This is a genomic window from Bacteroides sp. An322 (assembly GCF_002161765.1).
In the GTDB taxonomy this organism is placed as follows: domain Bacteria; phylum Bacteroidota; class Bacteroidia; order Bacteroidales; family Bacteroidaceae; genus Phocaeicola; species Phocaeicola merdavium.
On the sequence record NZ_NFIN01000005.1, the window covers coordinates 39,840 to 53,266 of the forward strand.

A 13,427-nucleotide genomic window follows, 5' to 3' on the forward strand; every position below is an offset into this window, starting at 1 on the left:
TTCGTTGATTTTTATGTCTTATTATCAGTTATTGCGATTGATTGTACGAGGCTGGTGGCGCAACAAGTTGTTTACCGTAGTGGCATGGGGCAGCTTGGTCATTGGCATTCTGTGTGTTTCTTTGTTGGGGGCTTTTGTTTTGCATGAATACCATGCCGATAAAGCGATTCCTGAAGGGGAACGTATCTTGCGTTTGACTCAACAGGTGTCAATGGGGAAACAGGCGGAGACAACTTTTATATATGGACCGGATGTGCCGCAAATCGTGTCCGCTTTTCCCGAAATAGAAACTTCTACCCGTGTGGCGCAACGTAGTAATGTTTCGGTTGTATGTCGGGATGAGACGTTTTCAATAGACCGGTTTATGTTAGCGGATTCAACGTTTCTTGACTTCTTTCCTTTAGAGGCAGTGCAAGGCAGTTGGCAGGAAGTACAGGTACAGCCGGATGCGCTTGCTTTGGAAGAAAAGACGGCGTTTCGGATATTTGGTTCTTCGGATTGTTTGGGCGAATCTTTGGCCATGACTGTTGACGGGGATGTTCGTTCAATGGTTGTAAAAATGGTGTTCCGCAATCCGGCGCAGGCTTTATTGTCTGTAGGTGCTTTGAGTCTGTCGGCAGGTTCTGATGACGGAGAAGCTTGTTTCATCAAGTTGCGTGAAGGGACGGACTTGGATAAATTCCGGCAGAAGTTTGCGGAAACTCTTCTTCCTACGGTATTGGGTAAAGGTCATTTGGATACACAAACTTTACACGAGTCTTATTTTGATACCAGTGTGCAGGACCTTGTTTTGCGGCATCGTTCGCTTGTCATTCTGGTTATTGGAGGAGTCGTGGCATTGCTTGTATTGTTAGTCGCTTGTTTCAATTACCTCAATTTAGGGCTTACCCGTTTGTTGGACCGGATGCGTATGTTGCATATTGAGGTTTTTGCCGGTGCGTCGCGGAAAGACATTTATCGCCAGTTGTTTTTAGATACGTGCCTGATGATTGGGCTGGCGTTCATTTGTTCTTTTTTGCTGATGAATGACCTGCTGCCTTTGTTCAACCGGTTGATGGATGTCGAGTTGACGATGGAATACGTATTGTCTTATCAGGTATTGCCTTGGTTGTTGTTGGGAGGCATTGTTCTTGCGGTGGTTCCGGCTTGTTTCATCAGCCGGAAGTTGCAGTCGCTTACCGAAAGCGAATATCGTTGGTTTTATCAGGGGAAGGTTAGGCGTCTGCTTGTGTCTGGTTTTCAGGGAGGGCAGTTTGTCGTGACTTTGGTATTATTCAGCGTATTTTTGATTATCCATAGCCAGTTGGAACTGATAAAGAAAGACAACATGCGGTTTGAAGGTGTGATTGATGTATATACGGAAAAAGATTGGGGACCTCCTGTTGTTTCGTGGATGGAAGAAGCAAGGCATTGGCCAGGAGTAGAGGATGTGACTTTATCCGAGGCTGGTCTTTTTGAAGAATCAATGGCCATTCTCGGCGAATCGGGAAATCCGGAAGATATTGTTTGGATAGATATGGTTTCGTGTCGGAAAGACTTTTTGGACTTTTATCGGCTGGAACTGATAGATTCGGTACAGACCGCTCGTTTGCTTCCTGCTGCCGCCTATCCCGTTGTGGTGAACGAAACATTTGTGAAGAAGTTTGTTCCTGATGGCATCAATCCGATTGGTGAACAGGTGTCCAAATACCTTCCTGATGAGCCGTTGTTCAAGGACCGGACCATCGTAGGTGTAGTGCGTGATTTTAGGAAAAGGTCGTTATCTGAATCGGTTTGGCCGTTGTTCATCCGCCTGAACGATGTATCGTCTGCCGATATCCAGACACTTTCGATGAGGGTAGAGGAAGATAGGAAAGCGGAAGTTTTGAAGCATCTGAAACGGAAGTGGGAGGAAGTTTATCCGAACCGGGCATTTGTGTATCAGGATATAGGGGCTATATTGGAAGAAGCCAACCGGGATGTCGTGATGTTGACAGATGTATTGTCTTTGTATGCGGCAATCAGCCTGTTGCTGACATTTTCCGGTTTGTTCAGCTTGGTACGTTATACAGTCCGTCTGCGTCAGCGGGAAATTGCCTTGCGGAAGATTCATGGAGCTTCTTTTGGGCACATACAGTGGACATTATCCCGTTCGTATGCAGTGGGGTTGACAATAGCTTTTCTGATAGCTGTGCCTTTGGTATATGTTTGCATGATGCCGTGGCTGGAGCATTTCCGTTATTATGCCCCTATTTCCGTTTCACATTTTCTGATACCGTTGGTAATTACAGCTGGAATCACTTTCCTTACCGTATGGCTAAGCGGCTATAAGGTTGCGAAAATGAATCCAGCTGAGGTCATTAAGCGGGAATAATCAATTATATTGCTATATTTGTTGCATCGTTTAATAAAAGAAACAGATTATGAAATTTAACTGTACATTTGTTGCATCGGTTTTATCAGCCTTGATGCTGGCGGCTTGTTCTACGGGACCTAAGGTCGTGGAGAATCCGCTGATTGAGAGTTCTAACAGCATGACGCTGGATGTTTCGAAAGTGGAATTGACCGACACCGCTACGGTGTTGCATGTGGATGCGTATTTCAGGCCACATAATTGGATTCGCATTGATTCTAAAACGTATCTTCGTGCCGGTGGAGAGAAATATGCGTTGACCAGTGCGCAAGGCATTACGCCCGACTCACTCTTTTGGATGCCTGAATCGGGAGAGGCTTCGTTTGTGCTTTCTTTCCAACCGTTGCCTAAGCGGACAAAGTCTTTTGATTTTATCGAATCGGATTGTGCGGACTGCTTCAAGCTGTTCGGCATAGACCTGACCGGGAAGAAGGATTATGATGTACCTGAAGGCATACCCGCCGAAGCATTGAGCATAGATGAAGATGCACCGATGCCCGAACCGATTTTCAAGAGCGGTGAAACGACTGTTGAAGTCCATTTGCTTCATCATCGGGAAGAACTGGGAAAGGAACAGAATCTGTATGTCAACACGTTGGCCGGAGGGCAAGAGGAATATACCGCCCCCATCGACCTCGAAACGGGAGTAGCTACTTTTAAGTTCCAGCAATACGGTACGGCTGAAGCGTTTTTCCCGATGGCAGGTTCGGCAGGCTCGGTATTGCTTGCGCCCGGCGAGCACGTCACGGTTTATATAGACAGCCGATTCAGCGGGCAGCAGATTGTGGCACGCCGCAAAGAGCAGAAGATGCAGCCGTTTCGTAAGTTGTACACAAATGGCACGTATGCCAATCTCAACAACCTGATTAATAGCCGGACCGATTGGGCCACATGGTCGATGGATCTTTATAGCGGCAAGTTTGGGGATTATAAGATGAGTGCGAAAGAATATGAAACGTATGTCGTAAACCGGTATAAGGAGTTGTCGGATAGTATTGTGGCAGATAGCCTTCCGCCTTTGATGAAAGAACAGATGTTGCTGTCCTTGAAAGACGAAGCGGTTATGGCTATGATGAATGGAGATTACGGGCGTGAATACAATTACCGGTATTTGCACAATGATTGGGATCGCCGGAATCCGGTGAAAGGCATTGACCCGATGAAGCCGGAAAGTTTGACAGAACTCACCAAACTATTCGATATAAACGACCCGCAACTGTTGTTGGGGGTGCGAAGCTTTGATTATATCGGCAGTGTGGCGTATGCGGATGAGGCTTGGATAAAAGCTACAGGTATCCAGACTGGGCTGATTCCTTCGTTGCGGAAGTTTGTACCTCTTATAGCAAAGGCACAGGCGGGAACGTTGACCGAAGCTGATTTGAAAGTATTCGGTCCGGAAGATGATTCGTTTTATGCAGATGCCTTGAGGGCGATGCAGCAGGAAACCATAGCCAAATTAGAGGCTGTAAAGGATAAGGCGGTTGTTGAGCAGACTCCCGATGTTCCAGTTGAGAAGTTGTTTGATGCCATCATCGCTCCCTATAAAGGCAAGGTGGTGTTTGTGGACTTTTGGAATACGTGGTGCGGTCCTTGCCGTATGTCTATCAAGGCTACCGAGCCGTTGAAAGATACGGAATTGAAGAGCGATGATTTGGTATGGATTTACCTTGCTAACGAAACATCGCCTCTCGTGAAATATCAAACCATGATTCCCGACATCAAAGGCAAGCATTTCCGCTTGAATGATAAGCAATGGGAGTATCTTAGCAAGAAGTTTAAGATAGACGGCATTCCTTCTTATGTCTTGGTGGATAAGGACGGTTCGTACAGCTTGCGTAACGACTTGCGCGACCATAACTTATTGGTGAAGACCTTGCAAGAGAAAATAGCCCGGTAAATAATTGCTTGTAGAAAAGAGGATTATCCAATTGGTTGGGCGGATAATCCTCTTTTGAAAATCAGTGTTTGTCCGTTGGCATTTCCGGCACTATCGCTTCGATGCGGTTTTCCACATCATCGGGCAGCTTGGAGAAGAAATCCAGCCCCGTAGTTTCTTCTATCTGGTCTACACTGACCATATAGTTCCGCAAATCTTGGTGATGTGCTTTATTCTCGAAAAGGAATCCCATGGCGATGGGGTTCTTCCGGTTGTAGATGAGCACTACTTTAAAGAAACGGTCGGGCACGGCTACCTTGTGTTCCCCGATTCGTTTGGGAGACTTCTTGTCGTAAATCGGTCCGCAGGCGATATAGATACGTCCGTATTTCTCTGCCCATGCGCGGCATTTTTCTTCCAAGTCTCCCCAGTCATCCCGATTCAGTTTTCGGTTTTGCGGACAGATGTTGCTCATGTAAAAAGATTCTTCCATGGCTTTTTCGCTCCATTTCATGTCGGCAGCAGGTGCCATGTGCCCGCGGTCATATCCGGAGTTGGTATAGTCGCTATGCTCTACACGTGGTTCGGGCAGGTCGGGGTCCGGTTCGAACTTGCTTTTTCGGCTTTCCGTACCTTCCGTTTCCTCACGTGTCAGTTCCCAAGCTACCCAGTTCGGGGTTTTATAATAATTGTTATAAGATAAGGTGAAAGCGGTGCGTTGCAGTTTGATTTCTTTTCGTTCCCGGATGCTGACGGGGATTTCCAATTTAGTGGCTGGCACTTGTGTTTCCGAACTTTCAGAAACATTGCTTATTGTTCCCTTTATTTCATTTAGGGTATTGTTTACCAATGACTTTCCTTCTTGATGCTGATAGAGGAATAGTGCTGCAGCTATCAGAATCAGGAGAAGGGCAAATCCGCGTAAGGAACCTGTGGTTTTCTTTTTCTTTCTCGTCATAATGGGATGTTGAAATTTAAATCAATTTAAACCGCATTCGGAAAATTCCGTCTTTGTAATCCGAACTGATAATCTTGAATGTGCCTATTTCGGATGTGTTTTCAACATGTTTCCCGATGCAGAGGCATTCGTCATAATCACCTACTTTGACTACTCGTACTGTATCTGAAGCATTTTCGGGCAGACGCTTCAGGTCGAAACGTCCCAATGCTTCTTGTTGGGTGATAAATTCGGTCGTAACGGGCAGGTGCTGTGCGATGACTTCATTTACCGTGTTTTCAATGCGGGTGATGTCTTCTGTTTCCGGGGCTTGGGGAAGCTGAAAGTCCAGTTTGCTTTTCTTGCGTTCAATGTGTGCCGAAACAGCCCGTCCGCATCCGAATAAATTGACCATGGTGCGGTTGACAATATGCTCGCATGTATGCATGGGCGGATATTCCTGTTTGTTGTGTTCGTTTAGTAGAGGTTGTTGTTCCATATTAAAAGTTTTTTGTAAATGGGCGGCAAGTTACACCGAATTTTTGTTTCTTGCAATAGGGAAGGTTAAAAAGATGCAAACCTTTTCAGAAGGGCAGAAAGAAGGAATTGGGTAGGAGTTTAAACGAAGCAGGCTTCGTAGGCTGATGCATACGGCTTCGTTGGCTGATGAAGCCTGCTTCGTAGCCCGATGCAGCCGTATGTGTTTTTTTCTTTAGAAAATTTGTTTCATTTGTAAGCTTTATCAAATGTTTCGTTTGTTCATTCCGCCGAAAAACAGTACTTTTGTTCCCATCATAAGTTAATTGTTGATAGTAATGGGAAAAGGAAAATTAGCGAAATTTGCCGACATGGCGGAATATCCGCACGTATTCGAATATCCGTACTCGCAGGTGGCGGACGCGCCTTGCGAGATGAAAGGGAACTGGAACCGCGATTTCTTCAAGAACGGTCATCCGATTGTTTTGGAATTGGGGTGCGGGAGAGGTGAATATACCGTGGGGCTGGCACGCCGCTATCCGGAGAAGAACTTTATCGGAGTGGACATCAAGGGAGCGCGTATGTGGACGGGAGCCAAGCAGGCTCATGAAGAGGGATTGGCGAACGTGGCGTTTCTGCGCACGAACATCGAAATCATCGACCGTTTCTTCGCTCCGGGAGAGGTAAGCGAAATTTGGCTGACTTTCTCCGACCCGCAGATGAAGAAGGTGACCAAGCGGCTTACTTCGACTTACTTCATGGAGCGTTACCGCAAGTTCCTTGTGCCCGGCGGGCTGGTGCACCTGAAGACGGACAGTAACTTTATGTTCACTTATACCCGGTGCATGATAGAGGCAAACCATTTTCCGGTGGAGTTCATCACCGATGATTTGTATCATTCGGGCTTGGACGACGATATCCTGCGCATCCGTACCTATTATGAGCAACAATGGCTGGACCGCGGCCTGAACATCAAGTACATCCGCTTCCGCCTGCCTCAGGAAGGCGAACTGATAGAGCCGGACGTGGAAATCGAACTGGACGATTACCGCAGCTATAACCGGAGCAAACGGAGCGGGCTGAAAACAAGCAAGTGATATGGATTTTTTCACCACAGATTACACAGATTTTAAAAATTAATTATTTTAATCTGTGTAATCTGTGGTGTATGAATAAATAAAAAGAACTATGACTCTTTATCCAAAATTGATTTTAGACGCGCTGGCAACGGTGCGTTATCCCGGAAACGGGAAGAATATTGTCGAAGCCGAAATGGTGGCGGACAATATGCGTATCGACGGGATGAAGGTCAGCTTCTCGCTTATCTTCGAGAAACCGACCGACCCGTTTATGAAATCGGTAGTGAAATCGGCTGAGACCGCTATTCATACGTATGTATCGAAAGACGTGGAGGTGAGCATTGCCACCGAGAGCCGTCAGGCGGCGCGTCCCGAGCCGGGCAAGATGCTTCCGCAGGTGAAGAACGTGATAGCCGTATCGTCGGGCAAAGGCGGTGTGGGTAAGTCTACCATTGCTGCCAATTTGGCGGTGGCTCTCTCGAAGTTAGGCTATAAAGTAGGCTTGCTGGATGCCGACATCTTCGGTCCTTCGGTGCCGAAAATGTTCCAGGTGGAAGACGCGCGTCCGTATGCCGAAACCGTCGAGGGGCGCGACCTGATTGTCCCGATAGAGAAATACGGCATCAAGCTCTTGTCTATCGGTTTCTTTGTCAATCCCGACCAAGCCACTCTTTGGCGCGGGGGAATGGCGAGCAATGCCTTGAAGCAATTGGTGGGCGATGCCAATTGGGGCGAGTTGGATTATTTTATCCTTGACACGCCTCCGGGCACGAGCGACATTCACCTTACTTTGTTGCAGACCTTGGCTATTACGGGAGCGGTCATCGTGAGCACGCCGCAAGAAGTGGCATTGGCTGATGCGCGCAAGGGAATCAATATGTATATGAATGATAAGGTGAATGTGCCCATCCTTGGATTGGTGGAAAACATGTCGTGGTTCACGCCCGCCGAGCTTCCGGAGAACAAGTATTATCTGTTTGGCAAGGAAGGCACGAAGCGGTTGGCAGAAGAACTGAACGTGCCTCTGTTGGGACAAATCCCTATCGTCCAAAGCATTTGCGAGAACGGCGACAAGGGTACGCCCGTAGCGTTGGACGAGGATTCGGTAACCGGTCAGGCGTTTATGGACTTGGCTCGCAATGTGGTGGCTCAGACCGAGAAACGCAATGCCGAGCTGGCTCCTACGAAGATTGTGGAAACACATAAGTGAATGTTTAGTTGAAACGCAGATTTCCGCAGATTCACGCAGATTGTCACCACCGAGGACACAGAGGCACACAGAGTCTTTTAATTTAAAATAATAACCTCTGTGTTACTCTGTGACCTCTGTGGTGGACAAATGCATAGTATAAGCTAATTTATCTGCGAAAATCTGCGTTAATCTGCGTTTTAAAAACTGATGATAAAGTATGCGCGACGAAGACAAGATACGTTCGGCTGAAGATATGGAACGTCAGGTGCTGGAGTTGGGCTTCCTGCCGTTCTTCCGGTGCGGCATTCCCGGTTTCTCCATCGAGGAGCGGACGGCATGGGAGTATTGGTTCTCGGATGAGGAAGAAGGACCGTGGGAATGGAAAGGTCCGGTCATCCGTGAGGGACATTGTGCCTACGGCAAGCTCTATAATAAGAAGGCGGGATATGTCAGCCTCGAATGGTTGCCCCACCTGATGAACTGGCGACGTTCGCGCCGGTATGCGAAGGATGAAGATACACAGGCGTTGGATGAGGTGGTGCTTCAGATCGTATGGGGAGAAGGGAGCGTGACCGTGAAAGAATTGCGCTGCCTGTTGGGCTTTGCCAAGGGGCGGGGACATCGGCGGAAGACCGACTTGGTGGACACGATGCAAGGCGAAGGAAAGGTTTCGCTCGACCCGATACTGACCCGTCTGATGATGGGGATGCACATCGTCATTTCTGATTTCGAGTATAACATCGACCGCCATGGCAGGCCTTACGGCTGGGGTGTGGCGCGCTATACTACGCCCGAAGCGCTTTACGGAAGGCAGGATGCGGGATGCACGCCCGAAGAGTCGTACCGGAAGATATACGCACACCTGCACGGTTTGTTTCCCAATGCGCCCGAAAAGAAATTGCTGGAGCTGATAGGATAGATAATAAGAAATGGAACACAGAGATACGGAGACACAGAGCTTTTGCGCTTTGCGTCTTTGCGTTTGTAAAAAAAATCAATATGAAAAAACAATTGCTTATGATTGCGGGGCTGGCACTGGCAGGGATAGCGGGTGCACAAAAATCCCCGCTATGGACACGCTATTGTGCCCTCTCGCCCGACGGAAGCACCATCGCTTTTTGCTATAAGGGCGATATTTATACGGTTTATCCGCAAGGAGGGAAAGCCATGCAACTGACCACGAACGCGGCTTACGATACGCATCCCGTATGGAGTCCGGACGGCACACGGATAGCTTTCGCGTCCGACCGCGGGGGAAGCCTCGACATATATGTGGTAAGTAAGGACGGAGGGACTCCGAAACGGCTTACCACCCATTCGGGAAACGAAACGCCAATCGCTTTTAGCGATAACGGGCACGTGTTGTACGAGGCTTCGTTGATGCCCGATGCGAAAGACATGGCTTTCCCCAGTGCCCAATTCCCGCAGGTGTATCAGGTGAGTATCGAAGGCGGACGCCCCGTGCTTTACTCTTCTTTGCCGATGGAAGACATCAGTGTGGCGAGCGACGGCACTACCTTGCTCTATCACGATAAAAAGGGATATGAAGACCCTTGGCGCAAGCATCATACTTCGTCCATCACCCGCGATGTATGGATGAGCCGGATGGAGAGCGGAAAGCGTACTTATACGAAGCTCACCGATTTTGCCGGAGAAGACCGTACACCGGTGTGGGGCGCGGATGGTACATCGTTTTATTACCTGAGCGAGAAAGACGGGACATTCAATGTCTATAAGCGGAAGGTGGACGGAACGGGCGAAAAGCAATTGACCCGCCACACCCAGCATCCGGTACGTTTCCTTACCGCAGCCCGTAACGGGATGCTTTGTTATGGCTATAACGGCGAAATTTATACATTGAAAGAGGGAGAACAACCCCGGAAGGTAGCTATCCGTATCGTGACCGACCAAACCGAGCAAGCCTTAGAGCCGCAGATAAAGACTTCGGGAGCTACGGAAATAGCGGTATCGCCCGACGGGAAAGAAATCGCTTTCATCCTTCACGGGGATGTGTTTGTCACCTCCGCCGATTATAAGACCACCCGTAAGATTACCGATACGCCCGAGCAGGAGCGTGACTTGGATTTCTCGCCCGACGGCAGAAGTGTAGTGTATTCTTCGGAACGCGACGGATTGTGGCAGGTGTATCAGGCTTCGCTTACGGTAAAGGACGAGAAACTCTTTACATACGCCACCGGTATCAAGGAAGAACGCCTGACCGATAATACGGCTACCTCGTTCCAGCCTCAGTATAGCCCGGACGGGAAGAAAGTGGCATTCCTCGAACGGCGTACCACCCTGCGTGTGCTCAATCTGGAAGATAAATCCGTTTGCACCGCCATGGACGGGAAGTATGAATATTCGTATAGCGACGGAGACCAATGGTTCGAATGGAGTCCCGATAGCCGTTGGCTATTGAGTGGATACATCGGTACGGGCGGATGGAACAACAATGATGTGGCATTGGTCAATGCTTCGGGCAACGGGGAAATCCATAACCTGACCGAGAGTGGCTATACCGATACCAATGCCAAATGGGTCTTGGACGGTAAAGCGATGATATGGGAGAGCGACCGCGCCGGATACCGGAGCCACGGAAGCTGGGGTGCGGAGAGCGATATCTACATTATGTTTTTCGACCTCGACGCTTACGAACGTTTCCGCATGAGTAAGGAAGAATTGGCACTGGTGGAAGAAGAAAAGAAAGAGGATGAGTCAGAGCCGGATAAGAAAGAGGATAAGAAAAAAGAAAAAGGAAAGAAAGAAGACAAGAAGGAAACGGAACCGCTTACGTTCGACTTAGAGAATTGCCGCGACCGCATCATCCGGCTTACGGTGAACTCTTCGCACTTGGGTGATGCGGTGTTGACCGGGAAAGGGGATAAGTTGTATTATCAGGCTTCGTTCGAAGGCGGCTATGACCTTTGGGAACATGACTTGAAAGAAGACAAGACCAAGATTCTTTTGAAGGACATCGGTTACGGTTCGCTCAAAGCGGATAAAGAGAACAAGCACCTCTTCCTTTGCACGAAGGGAGGCATCCGCAAGATAGACGTGGAAAAGAGCGAGACCAAACCCGTGGAGTTTGAAGCCGTGTTCAATTACCGCCCATACGATGAACGCCGCTATATGTTCGAGCACGTGTGGAAGCAAGTGGAAGAGAAATTCTACGTGGCAGACCTGCATGGAGCGGATTGGAAAGGCTATCGCGAGGCATATCTCCGCTTCTTGCCCCACATCAATAACAACCATGATTTCCAAGAACTCTTGAGCGAGATGTTAGGCGAACTGAACGGTTCGCATACGGGTGCCCGTTACTATGCCCCTTCGCGCACATTGGCTACGGCTTGCTTGGGCGTGTTCTTCGACAATGCTTATGCGGGTGAAGGGCTGAAGATAAAGGAAATCATCAAGCAAGGACCTTTCGATGTGAAGAAAACCGAGGTGGTAGAGGGATGCGTCATCGAGAAGATAGACGGGCAATTGATTGGGAAAGATACCGATTATTATCCGATGTTGGACGGAAAGGCGGGAAAGAACGTATTGCTTGCCGTGTATAATCCAGCCACCGGAAAGCGGTTTGACGTATCGGTGAAAGCCATATCGCAAGCGCGTCAGGAAGAATTGCTCTACAAGCGATGGGTGAAACGCAACGAGAAAATGGTAGAGGAGCTTTCGGGCGGACGCATCGCTTACGTGCATGTGGAAGGCATGGACAGTCCGAGTTTCCGTACCGTATATAGCGAATTGTTGAGCGACCGGAACCGGAATAAGGAAGCGGTGATAGTAGATACACGCCATAATGGGGGAGGCTGGTTGCACGATGATTTGGCTACTCTCTTGAGCGGAAAGGAATACCAGCGTTTCGTTCCGCGCGGGCAATACATCGGGAGCGACCCGTATAACAAATGGCTGAAGCCTTCGTGTGTATTGATTTGCGAGGACAATTACAGCAATGCGCACGGATTCCCGTGGGTGTATAAGGAACTGAAGATAGGCAAGCTTATCGGTGCGCCCGTACCGGGAACGATGACCGCCGTATGGTGGGAGCGTCAGATAGACCCCAGCATCGTGTTCGGCATTCCGCAAGTGGGATGCATGGACATGCGGGGAAACTACATGGAGAATCATCAGTTAGAACCTGACATCAAGGTATATAACAGCCCTGAAAAATCTTTGCAAGGCATCGATGAGCAACTGGAAGCCGCGGTAAAGGAAATGCTGAAAGAAGCGGATGCGGCAAAGGCGAGATAGAAAAAAGGGTGTGCCAAAATGAAAATTAATTTCTATTTTGGCACACCCTCTTCTGAAAATATATCAATTTACTTGATATTGCCTACCTTAATTAAATATTCGGCGATTTGTACGGCATTCAATGCGGCGCCTTTCTTGATTTGGTCGCCTACAATCCAGAATGTCAATCCGTTTTCGTTGCTTAGGTCTTTACGGATGCGGCCTACATAAACCGGGTCTTTTCCTGCCAAGAAGAGCGGCATGGGGTATTCCTTCTTTTCGGGATTATCCATTAATACCAGTCCTTCGCCTTCGGCAAATGCTTTGCGGGCTTCTTCTACTGATACGGGACGTTCGGTCTCAATCCAGATGCTTTCCGAGTGTGAGCGCAGGGCAGGCACACGCACACAGGTCGCACTGACCTTTACATCCGAGTGCATGATTTTGCGGGTCTCGTTATACATCTTCATTTCTTCTTTCGTATAACCATTATCGGTAAAGACATCGATTTGCGGAATCAGGTTGAAGGCAAGCTGGTAAGCGAACTTTTCTACTTTTACCGGTTCGTTGTTCAATACTTGGCGGTATTGTTCGTAAAGTTCGTCCATAGCGGCTGCACCCGCTCCGCTGGCTGCTTGGTAGGTAGAAACGTGTACCCGTTTGATATGGGTCAGGTTTTCGATAGCCTTCAGGGCTACCACCATTTGGATGGTGGTGCAATTGGGATTAGCAATGATGCCGCGCGGGCGGTTGAGCGCATCGTCCGGATTTACTTCGGGCACTACCAAAGGAATATCTGCATCCATGCGGAACGCGCTTGAGTTGTCAATCATCACCGCGCCATATTTCGTGATGGTCTCGGCAAACTCTTTCGAAGTTCCGGCTCCGGCGGAAGTGAAGGCAATGTCCACTCCTTTGAAATCATCATTGTGTTGCAATAATTTTACTTCGATTTCTTTTCCGCGGAAAGTATATTTTCGTCCGGCACTCCGGTGAGAACCGAACAACACTAATTCATCGATAGGAAAATTCCTTTCATCGAGCACGCGCAGGAACTCTTGTCCTACGGCTCCGCTTGCGCCAACAATCGCTACTTTCATATTTTCAACTCTATTTTTAATGTTAATACTTTCTTGTTTAATAAAAACGCAGAGACGCAAAATCGCTGAGTCTTTTTATTTTAGAGAAAGCAAAGGGTGCAGAGAAAAGCATTGGCTCCGTGCCCTCTTTGCCTTCTCTAA

At 48.4% G+C, this 13,427-nt stretch carries 9 protein-coding genes; 6 read left to right on the forward strand and 3 right to left on the reverse strand.

Annotated elements, in window-relative coordinates; all coding sequences use genetic code 11:
* Window positions 1–13 precede the first annotated feature (13 nt).
* Together B5F91_RS04090 and B5F91_RS04095 are read left to right on the forward strand one after the other, a co-directional pair.
* Complete coding sequence (locus tag B5F91_RS04090) at window positions 14–2,353, forward strand: FtsX-like permease family protein (RefSeq protein ID WP_087427845.1); 2,340 nt, start codon at window positions 14–16, stop codon at window positions 2,351–2,353.
* A gap of 49 nt (window positions 2,354–2,402) precedes the next feature.
* Window positions 2,403–4,289, forward strand: a complete 1,887-nt coding sequence (locus tag B5F91_RS04095; RefSeq protein WP_087427846.1) for a TlpA disulfide reductase family protein — start codon at window positions 2,403–2,405, stop codon at window positions 4,287–4,289.
* 61 nt (window positions 4,290–4,350) lie between these two features.
* Here B5F91_RS04095 and B5F91_RS04100 read toward each other — a convergent pair whose 3' ends face one another.
* Together B5F91_RS04100 and B5F91_RS04105 are read right to left on the reverse strand one after the other, a co-directional pair.
* The gene (locus B5F91_RS04100; RefSeq protein ID WP_087427847.1) at window positions 4,351–5,226 is read right to left on the reverse strand and encodes a DNA/RNA non-specific endonuclease; all 876 of its coding nucleotides are present in this window, start codon (window positions 5,224–5,226) and stop codon (window positions 4,351–4,353) included.
* A gap of 16 nt (window positions 5,227–5,242) precedes the next feature.
* On the reverse strand, window positions 5,243–5,704 hold the full coding sequence (locus B5F91_RS04105; RefSeq protein WP_087427848.1) for a hypothetical protein: 462 nt from the start codon (window positions 5,702–5,704) through the stop codon (window positions 5,243–5,245).
* Window positions 5,705–6,020: 316 nt separating this feature from the next.
* Between B5F91_RS04105 and trmB the strand changes: the two genes are divergently transcribed.
* The 4 genes from trmB to B5F91_RS04125 all read left to right on the forward strand — a co-directional run bounded on the left by trmB (window position 6,021) and on the right by B5F91_RS04125 (window position 12,207).
* Window positions 6,021–6,779, forward strand: coding sequence for a tRNA (guanosine(46)-N7)-methyltransferase TrmB (trmB, locus tag B5F91_RS04110; protein ID WP_087427849.1), 759 nt, complete (start codon window positions 6,021–6,023; stop codon window positions 6,777–6,779).
* Window positions 6,780–6,870: 91 nt separating this feature from the next.
* Window positions 6,871–7,971 (forward strand): Mrp/NBP35 family ATP-binding protein, encoded by a 1,101-nt coding sequence (locus B5F91_RS04115; protein WP_087427850.1) that lies wholly within the window; start codon window positions 6,871–6,873, stop codon window positions 7,969–7,971.
* A 199-nt stretch (window positions 7,972–8,170) separates the two neighbouring features.
* Window positions 8,171–8,872 (forward strand): hypothetical protein, encoded by a 702-nt coding sequence (locus B5F91_RS04120; protein WP_087427851.1) that lies wholly within the window; start codon window positions 8,171–8,173, stop codon window positions 8,870–8,872.
* A gap of 80 nt (window positions 8,873–8,952) precedes the next feature.
* On the forward strand, window positions 8,953–12,207 hold the full coding sequence (locus B5F91_RS04125; RefSeq protein ID WP_087427852.1) for a S41 family peptidase: 3,255 nt from the start codon (window positions 8,953–8,955) through the stop codon (window positions 12,205–12,207).
* Between the two features lie 68 nt (window positions 12,208–12,275).
* Here the strand turns inward: B5F91_RS04125 and B5F91_RS04130 are convergent, their stop codons facing one another.
* Window positions 12,276–13,286, reverse strand: coding sequence for an aspartate-semialdehyde dehydrogenase (locus B5F91_RS04130; protein ID WP_087427853.1), 1,011 nt, complete (start codon window positions 13,284–13,286; stop codon window positions 12,276–12,278).
* Window positions 13,287–13,427 lie beyond the last annotated feature (141 nt).

Excerpts from the sequence above, each read along its gene's own strand:
- B5F91_RS04090 (WP_087427845.1), top strand. The coding sequence starts at position 14 with ATGTCTTATTATCAGTTATTGCGATTGATTGTACGAGGCTGGTGGCGC.
- B5F91_RS04095 (WP_087427846.1), top strand. The coding sequence starts at position 2,403 with ATGAAATTTAACTGTACATTTGTTGCATCGGTTTTATCAGCCTTGATG.
- B5F91_RS04100 (WP_087427847.1), bottom strand. The coding sequence starts at position 5,226 with ATGACGAGAAAGAAAAAGAAAACCACAGGTTCCTTACGCGGATTTGCC.
- B5F91_RS04105 (WP_087427848.1), bottom strand. The coding sequence starts at position 5,704 with ATGGAACAACAACCTCTACTAAACGAACACAACAAACAGGAATATCCG.
- trmB (WP_087427849.1), top strand. The coding sequence starts at position 6,021 with ATGGGAAAAGGAAAATTAGCGAAATTTGCCGACATGGCGGAATATCCG.
- B5F91_RS04115 (WP_087427850.1), top strand. The coding sequence starts at position 6,871 with ATGACTCTTTATCCAAAATTGATTTTAGACGCGCTGGCAACGGTGCGT.
- B5F91_RS04120 (WP_087427851.1), top strand. The coding sequence starts at position 8,171 with ATGCGCGACGAAGACAAGATACGTTCGGCTGAAGATATGGAACGTCAG.
- B5F91_RS04125 (WP_087427852.1), top strand. The coding sequence starts at position 8,953 with ATGAAAAAACAATTGCTTATGATTGCGGGGCTGGCACTGGCAGGGATA.
- B5F91_RS04130 (WP_087427853.1), bottom strand. The coding sequence starts at position 13,286 with ATGAAAGTAGCGATTGTTGGCGCAAGCGGAGCCGTAGGACAAGAGTTC.